General features: G+C 56.6%; 16 protein-coding genes and 1 tRNA gene. 4 read left to right on the top strand and 13 right to left on the bottom strand.

Annotated features, from left to right (window positions below; genetic code table 11):
• The 3 genes from QVO43_RS06665 to QVO43_RS06655 all read right to left on the bottom strand — a co-directional run.
• Positions 1-1,151, bottom strand: a 1,151-nt coding sequence (locus QVO43_RS06665; protein WP_288174660.1) for a hydratase, incomplete at its 3' end; no start/stop codon positions are given.
• A gap of 21 nt (positions 1,152-1,172) precedes the next feature.
• A complete protein-coding gene (locus QVO43_RS06660; protein ID WP_022487761.1) occupies positions 1,173-2,438 on the bottom strand; it encodes an SLC13 family permease in 1,266 nt (421 codons plus the stop codon).
• A gap of 24 nt (positions 2,439-2,462) precedes the next feature.
• A complete protein-coding gene (locus tag QVO43_RS06655; RefSeq protein WP_022487760.1) occupies positions 2,463-3,605 on the bottom strand; it encodes a 2-methylaconitate cis-trans isomerase PrpF family protein in 1,143 nt (380 codons plus the stop codon).
• A gap of 334 nt (positions 3,606-3,939) precedes the next feature.
• On the opposite strand from QVO43_RS06655, the gene QVO43_RS06650 reads away from it, so the two are divergent.
• Positions 3,940-4,848 (top strand): LysR family transcriptional regulator, encoded by a 909-nt coding sequence (locus QVO43_RS06650; protein ID WP_022487759.1) that lies wholly within the window; start codon positions 3,940-3,942, stop codon positions 4,846-4,848.
• A gap of 91 nt (positions 4,849-4,939) precedes the next feature.
• Here the strand turns inward: QVO43_RS06650 and QVO43_RS06645 are convergent, their stop codons facing one another.
• The 9 genes from QVO43_RS06645 to QVO43_RS06605 all read right to left on the bottom strand — a co-directional run bounded on the left by QVO43_RS06645 (position 4,940) and on the right by QVO43_RS06605 (position 12,037).
• Positions 4,940-5,716 carry an ADP-ribosylglycohydrolase family protein gene (locus tag QVO43_RS06645; RefSeq protein WP_022487758.1) on the bottom strand — a complete coding sequence of 259 codons (777 nt, stop codon included), beginning with the start codon at positions 5,714-5,716 and terminating at the stop codon, positions 4,940-4,942.
• Between the two features lie 10 nt (positions 5,717-5,726).
• On the bottom strand, positions 5,727-6,479 hold the full coding sequence (locus QVO43_RS06640; RefSeq protein WP_022487757.1) for an exodeoxyribonuclease III: 753 nt from the start codon (positions 6,477-6,479) through the stop codon (positions 5,727-5,729).
• 304 nt (positions 6,480-6,783) lie between these two features.
• On the bottom strand, positions 6,784-7,500 hold the full coding sequence (locus QVO43_RS06635) for a hypothetical protein (RefSeq protein ID WP_022487756.1): 717 nt from the start codon (positions 7,498-7,500) through the stop codon (positions 6,784-6,786).
• The gene (gene recO, locus QVO43_RS06630) at positions 7,493-8,239 is read right to left on the bottom strand and encodes a DNA repair protein RecO (protein WP_022487755.1); all 747 of its coding nucleotides are present in this window, start codon (positions 8,237-8,239) and stop codon (positions 7,493-7,495) included. The genes QVO43_RS06635 and recO overlap by 8 nt, the downstream gene beginning before the upstream one ends.
• On the bottom strand, positions 8,229-9,071 hold the full coding sequence (locus tag QVO43_RS06625) for a hemolysin family protein (protein ID WP_022487754.1): 843 nt from the start codon (positions 9,069-9,071) through the stop codon (positions 8,229-8,231). The genes recO and QVO43_RS06625 overlap by 11 nt, the downstream gene beginning before the upstream one ends.
• Before the next feature lie 154 nt (positions 9,072-9,225).
• Positions 9,226-10,152, bottom strand: a complete 927-nt coding sequence (gene era, locus QVO43_RS06620; RefSeq protein ID WP_022487753.1) for a GTPase Era — start codon at positions 10,150-10,152, stop codon at positions 9,226-9,228.
• A gap of 16 nt (positions 10,153-10,168) precedes the next feature.
• On the bottom strand, positions 10,169-10,555 hold the full coding sequence (locus QVO43_RS06615; RefSeq protein WP_022487752.1) for a cytidine deaminase: 387 nt from the start codon (positions 10,553-10,555) through the stop codon (positions 10,169-10,171).
• Complete coding sequence (gene ybeY / locus QVO43_RS06610) at positions 10,545-11,027, bottom strand: rRNA maturation RNase YbeY (protein ID WP_022487751.1); 483 nt, start codon at positions 11,025-11,027, stop codon at positions 10,545-10,547. Before ybeY ends, QVO43_RS06615 begins: the two co-directional genes overlap by 11 nt.
• Complete coding sequence (locus tag QVO43_RS06605) at positions 11,024-12,037, bottom strand: PhoH family protein (protein ID WP_022487750.1); 1,014 nt, start codon at positions 12,035-12,037, stop codon at positions 11,024-11,026. The genes ybeY and QVO43_RS06605 overlap by 4 nt, the downstream gene beginning before the upstream one ends.
• Before the next feature lie 131 nt (positions 12,038-12,168).
• On the opposite strand from QVO43_RS06605, the gene QVO43_RS06600 reads away from it, so the two are divergent.
• Positions 12,169-12,245: transfer RNA gene (locus tag QVO43_RS06600), tRNA-Val, on the top strand.
• A 145-nt stretch (positions 12,246-12,390) separates the two neighbouring features.
• Here QVO43_RS06600 and QVO43_RS06595 read toward each other — a convergent pair.
• On the bottom strand, positions 12,391-13,251 hold the full coding sequence (locus tag QVO43_RS06595) for a fumarylacetoacetate hydrolase family protein (RefSeq protein WP_022487749.1): 861 nt from the start codon (positions 13,249-13,251) through the stop codon (positions 12,391-12,393).
• A gap of 159 nt (positions 13,252-13,410) precedes the next feature.
• On the opposite strand from QVO43_RS06595, the gene QVO43_RS06590 reads away from it, so the two are divergent.
• Together QVO43_RS06590 and QVO43_RS06585 are read left to right on the top strand one after the other, a co-directional pair.
• On the top strand, positions 13,411-13,596 hold the full coding sequence (locus QVO43_RS06590; protein ID WP_022487748.1) for a hypothetical protein: 186 nt from the start codon (positions 13,411-13,413) through the stop codon (positions 13,594-13,596).
• Positions 13,597-13,883: 287 nt separating this feature from the next.
• Positions 13,884-15,557: a carbon starvation CstA family protein gene (locus QVO43_RS06585; RefSeq protein WP_288174657.1), complete on the top strand. Its 1,674-nt coding sequence runs from the start codon at positions 13,884-13,886 to the stop codon at positions 15,555-15,557.
• Positions 15,558-15,633: the final 76 nt, after the last annotated feature.

Below are 15,633 nucleotides of genomic sequence, written 5' to 3'. Positions count from 1 at the left end.
CCCCAGAGGAGAGCGGCGGCTTCCGCCACGTTGGAGTAATTCCCGCCGGAACAGCCTCCGATGACCCCCTGCTGGACCTGGAGCTTCCCGTCCCGGATCTTGTCCGTAAGGGTATAGGGAGCCCGTCCCTGGGACACTTCTTCCGCTTTCTTTTCCGTTTCCCGGAGGATGTCTTCCAGGTTGGCGTTCAGTTCGTCGATGGTGTAGGCGTTGGAAGGATGGAAAGGCAGGGCGATCATGGGCTTCACCTGGGACAGGTCCACCTGGATGCAGCCGTCATAATAGGCCACTTCTCCCGGATTCAGTTCCTTGTAATCGGCCTCCCGGTGATGTTCCTTCAGGAAGGCCCGGGTATCTTCGTCAGTCCGCCAGATGGACGACAGGCAGGTGGTTTCCGTAGTCATTACGTCCACCGCATTCCGGTAGTCCGTGGACATGGAGGAAACCCCGGGTCCCACGAATTCCATCACTTTGTTCTTCACGTAGCCGTTCTTGAACACCGCCCGGCACAGGGCCAGGGCAATGTCCTGAGGTCCCACCCAGGGCTGGGGCCGGCCGGTAAGATACACGGCCACCACTTCCGGGTAATCCGTGTCCCAGGTGTCTCCCAGGATCTGTTTGTCCAGTTCCCCGCCCCCTTCGCCTACGGCCAGGGTCCCCAGGGCCCCGTACCGGGTATGGGAGTCGGAACCCAGGATCATCTTCCCGCAGCCGGCGTGCATTTCCCGCATGTACTGGTGGATCACGGCCACATGGGGCGGTACGAAGATGCCCCCGTATTTCTGGGCGGCGGTGAGGCCGAAGAGATGGTCGTCCTCGTTGATGGTGCCTCCCACGGCGCACAGGGAATTGTGGCAGCAGGTGAGCACATAGGGCATGGGGAAATGGTCCATGCCGGAAGCCCGGGCGGTCTGGATGATCCCCACATAGGTCAGGTCGTGGGAAGTGAGGGCGTCATAGCGGATCTTCAGATGATCCGGGGAACCGCTGGTGTTGTGGTCCTGGAGGATGCCCCAGGCAATGGTCCCCTTCCGGCCTTCTTCCCTTTCCAGTTTCCGGCCCAGTTTCTGTTCTCCCAGGGCCTTGTTCTCTTCCGGGATCAGTTCCCGGCCGTTCAGCAGATATGCACCGTTTTTCGTCAGTTCAATCATTTCATTCACCTCATGGATAGATTACAGGAACAGGCCGCCCAGGAAGAATACATGGAGGGCTGCCATGATCACATTGATGCCCACATTGGCCACACTGAGCAGGAACAGGGTCTTGAACATTTTGTTCATCTCGTAGGTGGTGGTTTCCTTGGCTGCGGAATAGGAGGACATGATGATGGCCCCGCCGGTGGACAGAGGGCTGATGGCCGCCGCAAAGGAGGTAGCGGTAATGGCGGAGATCAGTTCCACGTAGCTGACGCTGCCTCCGAAGGTACCGGTGATCTGGTGAGCGATAGGATACAGAGCCGGCATGACCACACCGGTGGTGGAGCTGACCCAGGACAGGATCCCGGAAGTCGCGGCCATAATGGGCACGGCGGTGGAAGCGGTCATAAAGGAAGCCAGGAAGTCGGACACCAGTTTGATGCCTCCCAGTTTGGTGATCACGCTGACCAGCATCCCCACTCCGCAGATCAGCATCAGGGTGCCCCAGGGAATCTGGCGGATGGCCTGTTTTTCGTCAGCGCATTTCAGGAGAATCAGCACGGCAGCCGCCACAAAGGCGAACAGCCCCGTATCCATCTTGAAGCCGATGCAGAAGATGACCATGACGGCAATGGCGCCCATGGTGATTTTCTGTTCCCGGTTGAAAGCGGGAATGTCGGACAGTTTCAGCGGGTTGTCCCCGTTCACCTTGTACCCTTTGTACAGCAGGTAGACAACCACCGTGAACACAAAGCCGGAAAGCAGAGTGGTCAGGAACAGGTGGAGGCCGAAGCCGTCGATGCCATAAGGTTCCGACAGGTTCCGGGCCAGGATCCCGGTAAGGGACAGAGGAGAAGCGCAGCCGGCGTTGGCCCCCAGTTTGGCGTACAGAGCCGTGGCCATAGGGTTGATCTTCAGCTCAAAGGCCAGGTACACGGCGAAGGTGGTCATCAGGATCCCTGCGGCAATGTGGCCGGGTCCGATGGCAGAGATGAAGGCGCTGAGCACAAACATCAGGATGGGAATCAGGTAGGTCCGTTTCCCCACCAGGGCCACCACTTTTTTGGAAAACAGATCCAGGGTGCCGTTGGCGGAAGCCATGCCGAACAGGAAGGTGACCCCTACCAGGGTTACGAACATGGAACTGGAGAACCCGCTGACAATGGCCTTGGCCGAAAGGTTCCCCGCCATACCCAGCAGGAAGGCGGCCCCCACAGAGAAGAAACCGATGTTGATTTTTTTGATGAACCCTACGGCGACCACCAGGGCCAGCACCAGCAGGGAAATTACACTGAAGTCCATATCCATTCTCCTTTTTCTTCTGTATCAGACCCGTACCCGGGCCAGGCCTTCCAACAGCAGGTTGGCTGTCCGGTACCCGAAGGTATCCAGGATTTCCGGCACCGTTCCATTTTCCTTCCATTCCACTCCGCAGGGCAGGATCCCTCCCGGATGACCGATCCGGATGTTCTGGAGATCCCCTTCCGGACGGAACACCTGCCGGACCAGGGTGCCGGGGACCGCTGCAGCGGCCGCGGTGCACATGGCTCCCGTCATGGCGTAACTGGGATGAGCCTTCTGCATGGACATCATCCGGGCCACCAGGTCCACCTGGTCAGCTTCTATGGTTTCCCCTGCTGAAGTGGTGTAGGAGGCAGGAGGAGCCACCAGGGTCATCTTGGGCAGTCCCGGAGTCACCCAGGCCGCTTCTTCCGGTTTCTCACAAAGTCCCAGCTTCACCGCTGCCAGGCCCCGGATGGTTTCCAGCAGCCGGAGCAGTTCCGGATCTCCGTTGATGGCATCCGGCAGTTCCGTTCCCGTAAGACCCAGGTCAGCGGCCCAGACAAATACCAGAGGGTTGGCCGCATCCACCAGGGATACTTCCACCGGACCCTTCCCCGGCACTTCCAGCACATCCACCGGATTCCCGGTGGGCAGCAGCCCTTTCCCCAGGGTCCCCGCCGGTTCCACGAACCGGAGTTTCAACGGAGACGCCGTCCCCGGCACCCCGGCGATCCGGAATTCTCCCTCATACTGGACCTGCCCGTCACGGGTGGGGACTTCTTCCTGGATCACCTTGCCGGTGTTGGTGTTGTAGATCCGCACCAGGGTAGTGCCTTCCAGAGCCGGCACCAGTTTCTTTTCAATGGCGAAAGGCCCGACCCCGGAAGAAATGTTGCCGCAGTTGCCTCCGTAGCTGACCACAGCCTTGTCCACGGAAACCTGGGCGAAGGTGTAATCCACATCCGCGTCAGGCCGGTCCGATTTCCGGAGGATGGCCACCTTGCTGGTCACCGACTGGCTGCCTCCCAGTCCGTCGATCTGTTTCTTGTCCGGGCTTCCCATGAGCCGCAGCAGCAGGGCATCCCACTGTTTCCGATTGGCCGGAAGATCCTTTTCCAGCAGATAGATCCCTTTGCTGGTGCCTCCCCGCAGTATCGTTACCGGCAGTTTGTATGCTTTCTCCATGTTTCTGTACCTCCCTGGATTCCTGAACTCCGTTCTTTCGTTGACTCTATGGTACCAGAATTTTCAGAATGGGTTAAATTCATCTTTTATCAGTTCATCATGAATTTAATTCATACTTTTAGGCCCAAATTTACGAAGAAAAGCTTTTTTCTGAACAGTACTTTTTATAAAATCAGTTATTTTGTCACTTTTTATCCGCTTGAAGGGTTCTGTACAGAAAGAAAAGAGAATTTTTGTATTTTCAGTACAATAAAAACAATTCATGTTTTCTATATTAGCTATGGTTTTCAGGAATGATCCAGGGTATAATCGAAGAAAAAACAAGGAGGATGCCATGGATTTCAAAGAACTGAACTATGTGCTGGCCATTGCCCGGCACCAGAACATCACCAAGGCAGCAGAAGCCCTCCATCTCACCCAGCCCACCCTGTCCAAATTCCTGAAGGCCCTGGAAACAGAACTCCACCAGCCTCTGTTCCAGCGTCTGGGGAACCGGTACCAGCCCACCTACGCCGGGGAGCGGTACCTCCAGCGAGCCCGGGAGATCCTGGAGGCCAAACGGGCCCTGGACCAGGAAATGGGGGATATTATCAAGAACAACGAAGGGTATCTGAAAATCGGATTTCCCACCATGCGGGGCACCTATATGCTGCCCATCACCCTGCCCCTGTTCCATGAAAAATACCCCAATGTACGGATTGACGTCCACGAGGCCAATTCGGACCATCTGGTCCGGCTGCTCCTGGACGGGGACATCGACCTGGCCTTTTTCAACTATCTGGACCCGGAGCCCGGGCTGGCCACTACGGTGATCAGCCGGGAGGAAGTGGTGCTGGTGATGCACAAAGACAGTGAATTCACCCGATACGGACGGAAGAAGAAGGACTGCCGGTATCCCCATATGGACCTGCGGCTCCTGAAGGACCAGGGGTTCATCGTCCAGAACCCCAGTCAGCGGACCCGGCAGGTGGTGGACCGGCTGTTCCGGCAGCAGCACCTGGAGCCCCGGATCATCCTGGAAACCAAGAATATCCAGGCAGAAGCGGAACTGGCGGCCCGGGGCTACGGGTTCACCTTCATCACCGAGACCCATCTGAAGTACATCCCGGACCGGAGCCAGCTGGCCCTGTTTTCCGTAGGCAGTCCCAACACTACGGTTACCTTCGTGGCCGCCTACCGGAAAAACGGCTACCTCCCCTTCCACGCCCAGGAATATATCAAGATCGTGAAGGAGTTTACGTAAAAAAAGGATGCTGCACGCGCAAAAAACACACGTGCAGCATCCTCTTTTTGTCAACGGTCAACGAAGGGGTGCTGCGTGCAGCACCCCTTTTTCACTTCACCATCTCCCGCATCTCCGGCAGATAAAACTTCCTTCCCTCTGCCAGGATCAGTTCCGGGATCCCGAAGAAAGGTTCGGCGATGCTGCCGGCCATGGCGGCCAGGGTATCCGTATCCCCGCCCAGGGACACGGCGTTCCGGAGGGCGTCTTCAAAATCTTCCGCCTCCAGGAAACTTTCCAGGGCCTGGGGCACGGAGCCCTCACAGGTGGCATCCCCCTGATAGCTGTCCCGGATCTCCTCCAGCCGGAAATCCAGGGGATAGTACTGGCGCAAATAGGTGCGGATCTGGTCCTTGTTCTTGTGCTGCCGGGCCAGGAACACCGCCCCGGCCACAGCCCGGGCCGCCCGGTAGGAATCCGGATGGTTGTGGGTCACCTGGCAGGACAATACTGCCAGATGCTGGGCCTCTTCCAGGGTGGAAGCAAACCACCCTGCCGGGGATACCCGCATGGCCGCTCCGTTGCCGAAGCTGCCATAGGGCCCCAGAGACGGATCACGGAGCCACAGCCGGAATTTGCCCCCGAACCCGGCATTGGGATACTTCTGCCCCAGGTTCCGCATTTCCCGGGCCAGAAGGGGCAGCACTGTATCCGCCTCCAGCAGTTTCCCGGCCTGTTGGGCCTCCCCAAAGGCCCTTGCCACCGCCAGGGTCATAAGGGAATCGTCCGTTGCCCGGCAGCCGGGACCGAACAGGGGAAATTTCTTCCCTTTGTGCCCGGACCATTCATAAACCGATCCCACAATATCTCCGATAAATGCCCCTTCCATCCTGTACCTCCTATTTCCACTCCAATTCCACCGGGCAGTGGTCGCTGCCCATGACTTCATTGTGGATGATCACGTCCTGGATCCGGTCTTTCCCGTTCTGGGACACCAGGAAGTAGTCAATCCGCCACCCGGCGTTCCGCTCCCGGGCCTTGAACATATAGGACCACCAGGTGTAGGCACCGGTCTTGTCCGGATACAGGCTCCGGAAAGCATCCACGAACCCGTGATCCAGGAACTGCTGGAACTTGGCCCGTTCCTCGTCCGAGAACCCTGCGTTCTTGTGGTTGCTGTCCGGATTCTTCAGATCGATGGGCTGGGCGGCTACGTTCATGTCCCCGCAGACAATCACCGGCTTCTGTTCTGCCAGTCTGGCGCAGTAGTCCTGGAACACGTCCTCCCAGTCCATCCGGTAGTCCAGCCGGGTAAGCCCCCGCTGGGAATTGGGGGTGTACACGTTCACCAGGATGAAATCCGGGTATTCGGCGGTGATCACCCGGCCTTCCTGGTCGTGTTCCGCCAGGCCCAGGCCGTAGGTCACTTTCAACGGTTCCGTCTTGGAAAAAATAGCGGTGCCGGAATAGCCCTTTTTCACCGCGCTGTTCCAGTATTCATGGTAGCCGGGGAACTGGAAATCCGCCTGTTCCCGCTGCATCTTGGTTTCCTGGACGCAGACAATGTCCCCGTCCGCCTCTTTCATAAAATCAGCAAAGCCTTTGTTCATACAGGCCCGAAGGCCATTTACATTCCAGGTGATCAGTTTCATGGGTATACCTCGTTTGTCGTTTATCGTGAATCGTTGGTCAAAGGATACGGCGCCGAACAAATGGCGGCGCCTAACCCACCACCATTGCGCAGGCGCAACGGTCCCCCGCCCTTGAAAAGGGCGGATATACTGCACGCCGGGCTGCGCCCTTGTGCATAAAGCAATGGGCCGCAGGCCCGAGCCCCTATCCGCCCTTTTCAAGGGCGGGGGACCAGCCGCAAGGCTGGTGGTGGGTTAGCAGCCCCCGGCTGCGTTTCCATTCATCACCATCTGCCCCGGGCAGATGGTCTCCATGGGCTGCGGACTAGAGACCAGTGACTGTTTGCCTCTCCCCCAGCTCCGGAAAAATCCAGTTCAGGACCCCCAGCCAGACTGCCCACAGAACCGGATACACCGGCTCCGGGAGGATGAATACGAAGGATGTGAGAAAGCTCCAGAAGGCCGCCGTAATGAGCAGCAGACCTCCGTTGAACAGCAGCCGGTGCTGGTAATGGGCACCGCAGCGGCAGTATTCCAGCCCCAGGGCCAGGTAGAACAGCTGCTGGAGGAAGGCCGCCCCCAGGGCTCCCTTGTCCGTGTCCCACACGGCCCACAGGGCCCCCAGTGTCATGAGCACCGGCCACAGGGTCCACAGGGCGCCCCGGGGCTGACGTATTTTCCGCCAGCCGAAGAAATGCCACACACTGTACCAGGTACAGGGCACTGTCACCAAAAACCACAGTTCCAGCAGGGGATATTCCACCCGCAGCGGCCAGGCCGCCGGAAACAGGTACAAAGTCCCCAGCACCAGAGCCACTGTGGCCAGATGCCAGGCTTTTTCCCGCTTCTTCAGCCGTTCGATCACCGGCAGGGCCAGCCACACCCCGGACCCCACCCAGAACAGCAGCACCAGTTTCAGAGGAAAATACCAGTCCAGTGCCGGAGTGGCAAAGGTGGTCAGGGTGTTGAACAGCAGCACCACCCAGAAAATCAGGTCCTTCCGCTGCCGGAGGATCAGTTTGCTCAGCTGCACCTTATCCATGGCTGGTTTTCTCCATTTTGGCCAGGAATTCCAGGCTCCGGAGGGGCCGGTCCGTCTGGTACAGGATGAACTGGTGGAGGATCTTCTCCATGGCCATCAGTTCCCGGCCCCTGACGGTGAAATCCGGGGGAGACTGGAGATCCAAATGGAGCAGCCGGTCCATCAGGTCCCGGGTGGCTACCGTAAAGGGCAGTTCATCCCCCATGGCACAGTTTTTGCACAAAAAGCCCCCCTGGACCAGGCTGAAATATCCGTCTTCCGTCACCGGTTCCCCGCAGCTGGTGCACTGGTCCAGGATGGGATTCAGCCCGCACAGGGCCAGCAGCTTCAGCAGGGTGCTGTCGGTGACCAGCCGCCGGTTCCGTTTCCCCAAAAGACGGAAGGCTTCCAGCAGCAGCAGGAACACTTCTTCCTGGGGTTCCTCATCCCCCAGGAGATGTTCTGCCGCTTCCCCGATAATGGCTCCGTAGGCCAGGTTCTCCCAGTCCATGGCAAGGGGCATCTCCAGGCTTTCACAGCTCCGGAGAGAAGCCACCTTCCTCCCTGGGGAAAGGCTCAGCCGGAGATGGGCAAAAGGCTGGACCAGGCGGCCGCTCTGGCTCCGGGGATAGGCCGCTCCATAGGCCACAAAGGGGATTTTGCCGTGTTCACGACAAAAGCAGACTGCGTATTTATCCGCAGTCTGCCAGTTTTTTACTCGGAGGATCACTGCTTCGTCTTGAAACACTTCACTGCTCATGGACAGCCGCTTCCTTCTTGTCTTTTTTCAAAGGGATCACCCGGACCCGGAGCACCCGGAACCCAGTGGAATCCAGCACTTCGAACTTGTAGCCGTTTTCCTCCACACTGTCGCCCACCACCGGCTGCCGGCCGATGAGGCCGAACACATAACCTCCGATGGTGTCCTCTTCCGGATCATCGAACTGGATCCCCATGATTTCCGATACTTCATCCAGGAGCACCAGTCCGTCGAACACATAAGACCCGTCGGGCATCTTGTTGATTTCCGGCATATCCGTATCATGCTCGTCCTGGATATCCCCTACGATTTCTTCCAGCAGGTCTTCCATGGTCACCAGCCCTGCGGTGCCCCCATATTCATCGGCTACCGCCGCCATCTGCACATGCTTGTGCTGCATCAGCTGGAGGATCTTGGCAATGGACATGCTTTCCGGCACCACATCGATTTCCCGCATAATGGACCGGAGGTCGAAGCCCGGCTGCCGGTAGTCCGCATTCATGAATTCCCGGATGTGGACCATCCCCAGGATATGGTCCCGGTCCTCTTCACAGAGAGGGTACCGGGTGTGGCCGGATTCCCGGATCACCTTCATGTTTTCCTCGATGGGGTCGTCCACGAACAGGCACACCATGTCCTGCCGGGGCACCATCACTTCCCGGGCCACCCGGTCTGCAAAATCGAATACATTGTCAATGAGCCGGCTTTCCACCGGGTCGATGCTGCCGCCTTTTTCACTGGCACTGACCATTTTCCGGATGTCATCCTCCGAATGGCTGGCCCCTTTCTGGGCCGGTTCCACCCCCATGAAATGGTACAGGGCAGCGCCCACATGCCAGAACAGATAAGCAAATGGATATAAGATTGGTTTCAGTATGCGCCCAAGCGCAGGTCCCGCGTCTATAGGACATCTCTCCTTTGATCATTTTGCCGGTTTTTCCGGCGGGGTATATCGCTCAAATTATACACTTTTTCCCGGCGTCCGGTCAATATTGGGGACGGTCTCCGGCCAGCCCCAGCCGTTTCAGGTCCCCTTCCTTTTCCCGCCATTTGGGACGGACCTTCACCCACAGTTCCAGGTACACCCGGTTCCCCAGGAAAGCTTCCATATCCTCCCGGGACCGCTGGCTGATTTCCTTCAGCATCTTCCCCTTGGCCCCGATCAGGATGGCCTTTTGGGAATCCCGTTCCACATAAATGTCTCCCCGAACATACACCATGCCGTTGGGCCGGGTCTTCATTTCCTGTACCTGGACCGCCACCGCATGGGGCACTTCGTCCCGGGTCAGCTGGAGGATCTTCTCCCGGATGATTTCCGCCGCCATCACCCGTTCCGGCTGGTCCGTATACATGTCTTCCGGATAGAAATCAGGCCCCACTGGCAGGCAGCTCTGGATTTCCTGGAGCAGAGGCGAAAAGTCCTCATCTTCCAGAGCGGACAGGGTCAATACGCTGCGGAAGGGATATTCCTTCCGGAATTTGTCGATCATGGGCAGGAGCACCGCTTTGTCCGCAAGCCGGTCGATTTTGTTCAGCACCAGGATCACCGGCGCTTTGCAGTCTTCCCGCAGCCGTTCCAGGATCACCTGTTCTCCCTTCCCCCGTTTTTCCGAGGCATCCACCACAAAAAGCACCACATCCACTTCTTTGATGGCATTGAGGGCCGCCTGGACCATGTGTTCTCCCAGTTTGTCCTGGGGTTTGTGGAGGCCGGGGGTATCCAGGAACACCATCTGGGCTTCCGCCGTGCTCAGGATGCTCAGGATCCGGTTCCGGGTGGTCTGGGGCCGGTCGGAGATAATGGCCACCTTTTCCCCCACCAGATGGTTCACCAGGGTGGATTTTCCTGCATTGGGGCGTCCCACCACGGCTACAAAACCGGAGCGATGCTGTTGGGTATTCTGTTCTTCCATATAAGTCCTTTCTGTATTACAAACTGAAATCATAGGGCAGCAGGTCCGCCACCGTGGCGGTCTTTACCTGTCCCTTCACATTGGTCAGATAGATCCGGGGGATGCGGAATTCCGCCATCACCTGCCGGCAGGCCCCGCAGGGGGACACCGGTTCCGGAGTATCGGCAGTGACGCACAGGGCGGCAAACTCCCTGACCCCTTCCTTCACGGCGGCAAAGATGGCACACCGTTCCGCGCAGAGGCTCAGGCCATAGGAAGCGTTTTCCACATTGCAGCCGGTGAAGATCCGGCCGTCCGCTGCCCGGACCGCTGCTCCCACCGCAAAATGGGAATAGGGGCTGTAGGAATTTTTCCGCACGGCACAGGCCGCTTCAAACAGCTCCCGGTCCAGTTCAGCCTCCATAGTTTTCCTCCGCCAGGTCCAGTTCCCGGAGGATTTCCTCCTCCCGGGCCCTCATCACCCGTTTGTCCGCCTCTTCCATATGGTCATAGCCCAAAAGGTGGAGCATCCCATGGACCGCCAGGTAGGTCATTTCCCGGGTGAGCCCATGGCCAAATTCCTCTCCCTGCTCCACGGCCCGGGGAGCGGAGATGATTACGTCCCCCAGCAGGTGTTCCGCTTCCCCGTCGTCCACTTCCGGTTCCTCGTCCCCTTCGTCCAGGGCAAAGCTCAGCACGTCCGTAGGACGGTCGATGCCCCGGTACTCCCGGTTCAGGGTATGGATCTCTTCATTGTCCACAATGGTAATGTCCACTTCCGTATTGTCCGTCAGTTCCTCTTTCCGGGCCACAATGTCCATGGCCTTTTTCAGGGTCTCTTCCAGTTCTTCCGGAATGGCAATCTCCGTCTGGTTGTTTTCCAGGGTAACGATCATTTTCCTTCTCCTTTATTCCTGTCAGCACCGGGCTGCCGGTGTTCCTTCCGGGCCCGGTCGTATTTTTCATAAGCCCGGATGATGGCCCCCACGATTTCGTGCCGGACCACATCCTGTTCAGAAAAATGGATGATGCCGATCCCCGGCACGTCCTGGAGCACCTGGGCCGCATTCACCAGTCCGGAAGGCCGTCCTCCCGGCAGGTCCACCTGGGTGGCATCCCCGGTGACCACCAGCTTGGAGCCGAAGCCGAACCGGGTAAGGGCCATCCGCATCTGTTCCTGGGTGGTGTTCTGGGCCTCGTCCAGGATGATGAAAGCATCATTTAGGGTACGGCCCCGCATGTAGGCCAGAGGGGCCACTTCGATGATCCCCCGCTGGAGGTTCTTCTGGAAGGCCTCCATCCCCAGCATTTCGTACAGAGCATCATACAGAGGCCGCAGATAGGGATCCACCTTTTCCTGGAGATCCCCGGGCAAAAAGCCCAGCTTTTCCCCGGCTTCCACCGCGGGACGGGTGAGGATGATCCGTTCCACTTCCTTGTTTTTCAGGGCCTTCACCGCCATGGCCACCGCCAGGTAGGTCTTCCCGGTACCGGCGGGCCCGATGGCAATGGTAATGTCGTTCTGGGCAATGGTCTTCAAATACCGCATCTGGCCCAGGGTCTTGGCCTTTACCTGCCGTCCCCGGACAGTGGTGAGCACCGTATCGGTGAACAGCTTGTGGAGCTGTTCCTCCTGGCCTTCCCGGACCAGTTTCAGGCTGTATTTCACATCATGCTGGGTAATGGGCAGCCCCTGGCGGTACAGGTACAGCAACTCCCGGATCAGCCGGTCCGCCAGCTCCACATCCTGTTCCGCTCCCTGGGCGATCAGTTCGTTTCCCCGGGGGATCAGCCGGCAGCCCAGGCTCTCCTGCATCTGCTTCAGGTATTCATCTGTTTCTCCCAGTACCGCCACCATTTCCCGGGCGTCCTGGAATTCAAACCGTTTTTCCGTCACTTCCGACAAACTCCATTCCTCCTGCTTGTTACGAGTTGATTGACTGTTCTTTTCATTATATCGTTTCCGGAAGAAAAAAGAAACAGGAAACCCACTTGACAAAGAACCCCATTATCGTTTAGAATAAGTTTGTTGCTTATGGAACTATAGCTCAGATGGTTAGAGTATCACGTTGACATCGTGGGGGTCACTGGTTCGAGTCCAGTTAGTTCCACCAGATAAAAAGCAGAGGCTGCCGGAAGGCAGCCTTTTTTGTTGTATGGGTTCAGCGTTGGTTGTTTCAGAATCAATTTGTCAAAATTGATTTCCATCGGCCAGTGACCAGTGACAAAAAAGAGGCCCGCAGGCCTCTTTTTTCTTATTTACTTCACCCTATTCCGCAGGGTCCCGATTCCTTCGATGGAACATTCCACCACGTCCCCGCTTTTCAGGAACCGGGGCGGGTTCATGCCGATGCCGGTGCCGGCGGGAGTACCGGTGGCAATGATGGTCCCGGCCCGGAGGGTCATCCCTTTGCTCAGTTCGCTGATGATGTAAGGGATCCCGTGAACCAGCAGTTTCGTGTTGCTGTCCTGGCGCAGTTCCCCGTTCACCTTGCAGGTGAGATGGAGCGCCGGCGGAAAATAAAATTCATCCGCCGTAACGATGCAGGGCCCCATGGGGGCAAAGGTGTCCAGGCTCTTCCCGAAATACCACTGTTTATGGGCCACCTGCACGTCCCGGGCGGTTACATCGTTAATGATGGTATAGCCGAACACATAGTCCCCGGCATCTTTTTCCGCCACATCCCGGGCTTCCTTCCCGATGATCACCGCCAATTCGCATTCATAGTCCAGTTCCTTCACCACATTGAAATGGCCGTCGATGGTCCCGTCCGGATCCACCGCCCGGTCCACCCGTTTGGAGAAGTACACAGGTACCTGCCGCTGGACGATTTTTTCCGGTACATATTCATCAGGCAGTTCGTCGTCGTGGGATTTGTAGTTGATGCCCAGACAGATAATGTCATTCCGGGGATGGGTAATGGGAGCCAGGAGCTTGACCTGGTCAATGGGAACCGCACCCATGTCCACCCGGGCAATAGCCAGCAGTTCTTCAAAATCCGCCTGCTGGATCAGTTCATACATATTGTTGTACTTGTTGGCCGGGATCACAAATTTTCCATCCTCGGAAATGATCCCCACCTGTACATCGCTGTCGTATTCGAAGGTAACGATTTTCATGACTCTCCACTCCCCTAACCGATTCCACGGTACAGTGTTTTCATTTCTCTGTATTCATTGTACAATGTTTGTGCTAAAATTACCAGTATATGATACAAAACTTCCTAACTGTAAACCTTAATGTTATAGAAGGATCTGTTTTTCCCAAAGGAGGATGCCATGTTTGCCGGATATCAGCTGGATGACGGCCACGGAGACTACAACCGCAGCTACGAACAGAACTGGGATATCGATTACGCCGACTATTCCACCGACCACAGAGAGAACAACTACAGGAACTATGAATGGAAAGTTCCCAAAAGCAAAAAGGAACGGATCAAAAGTATATTGAATCATTACGAATGACAAAGGGGGCGCTGCACACAACGTGCAGCGCCCCCCTTTGTCTTCCTTCCGCGCACAAGAAATTGTTTCTAAATGGCGAAAATTCTTCTGCAGTGGACAAATTCTCTGTTAATTCCCATAGTTGTTTTTATCTCGATAACACTTTGAAAAAATATTGTATGAGGTATACAAAAAACTGTTGACATTTGTATCCGGTAGTGATAAATTACGTACCATAAACAAGCATCCGATTTGATCACGGCACTTGCATTCCCGAGTGTCGGATTTTTTTCGAAGGAGTGATGATGATGAACGGATTAACGCTTGTGTGTCTTGCTATCGTAATCTTTATCTGCGCGTACATGTTTTATGGCCGCTGGCTGGTAAAGACCTGGGGAATCGAACCGGATGCGAAAACTCCTGCCTACCGTTTCCGGGATGACAAGGACTTTGCCCCTGCTTCCCGCTTCACGGTATTTGCCCATCAGTTTTCTTCCATTACCGGTGCCGGCCCTGTAACCGGTCCGATTATCGCCGCCATGTTTGGTTGGGTTCCTGCTTTCTTATGGATTTTGGTAGGCGGCGTATTCTTCGGTGCTGTACAGGATTTCACCGCCCTCTATGCTTCCGTGAAGAACGACGGCAAAGGCATGGGTGCCCTGATTGAAAAATACGTGGGCCATACCGGCTGCAAAATGTTCCTGATGTTCGGCTGGCTGTTCTCCCTCTTGGTAATCGCCGCCTTCTCCGACATTATGGCCAGCACCTTCAACGGCTTCTCCAAAACCGGCGAAATGATGGGGCCCAACGCCTCCGCCGCTTCCATTTCCATGATCTACATCGTGGTTGCCATGATCTTCGGTGTGGTGACCCGCCGGTTCAACATCCACGGTTCCAAAGAACTGATCCTGGGAATCCTGTGCATGGTGGCCATGGTGAGCCTTGGCATTGCCCATCCCATCTACGCTTCCCGTACCACCTGGCTGTATGTGACCTATGCGTACTGCTTCGCCGCTTCCATTATGCCCATGTGGCTGCTGATCCAGCCTCGTGACTATCTGTCCGTATTCCTGCTGCTGGGGATGATCCTGGCCGGTGTCCTGGGCATCATCGTGGGGAATCCTTCTATTAATATGCCTGCCTTCACTTCCTTTGATGTAGCCGGCAAGCCTTTGTTCCCCATCCTGTTTGTAACCATCGCCTGCGGGGCTGTATCCGGGTTCCATTCCCTGGTTTCTTCTGGTACTTCCTCCAAAACCATTTCCAATGAAAAAGATATGCTGCCCGTTGGGTATGGTTCCATGCTGATTGAATCCACCCTGGGTGTGGTTTCCCTGGTTATCGCCTGCTCCGTGGCTGTAAACGGCCAGCTGCCCAAAGCCACTCCGTTTGCTATCTTCGGTGGTGCCATCGGCAACTACTTCACCATGTTCGGTATTCCCAAATATTACAGCACCTGCATCGTGACCATGTGCGTATCCGCTCTGGCCATGACCACCATCGATGCGGTAACCCGTATCGGCCGGATGATGCTCCAGGAAATCCTGGCTCCGGAAGAAGGCAAGGAACAGGGTTCCGTGGCCAAATTCCTGAGCAATACGTATGTGGCCACCATCGTGACCCTGATTCCCAGCTACCTGCTGTGCCTGGGCGGTTACATGAATATCTGGCCGCTGTTCGGTGCTGCCAACCAGCTGCTCAGTGCCCTGTGCCTGGTTGCCCTGGCCGTATTCCTGAAAGTGACCGGCCGTAAGAGCTGGATGCTCTACATCCCCATGACCTTTATGTTCCTGGTGACCATGAGCGCCCTGTGCCTGTCCATCTATGGCATCTACAAGAAAGCCATGGCAGGTGTGTTCTTCCCCATGGTGGAAGGTCTCCAGCTGGTAGTAGCTCTGTGCCTGATGTTCCTGGCCATCAACGTGGTCCGGAGCTGCACCAAGGAACTGTTCGCCGGCAAAGTAGAAGTTGCCAACAAATAAAAAAGACTGCCTTCGGGCAGTCTTTTTTTCATCACTCCAGCAAGAAGGGGGCTGTTGCATGAGCAACAGCCCCCTT

This window comes from Acidaminococcus sp. CAG:542, assembly GCF_000437815.1.
Classification (GTDB): domain Bacteria; phylum Bacillota; class Negativicutes; order Acidaminococcales; family Acidaminococcaceae; genus Acidaminococcus.
The sequence above is the reverse complement of the archived record's forward strand: the minus strand, read 5'-3'. Positions and strand labels throughout refer to the sequence as shown.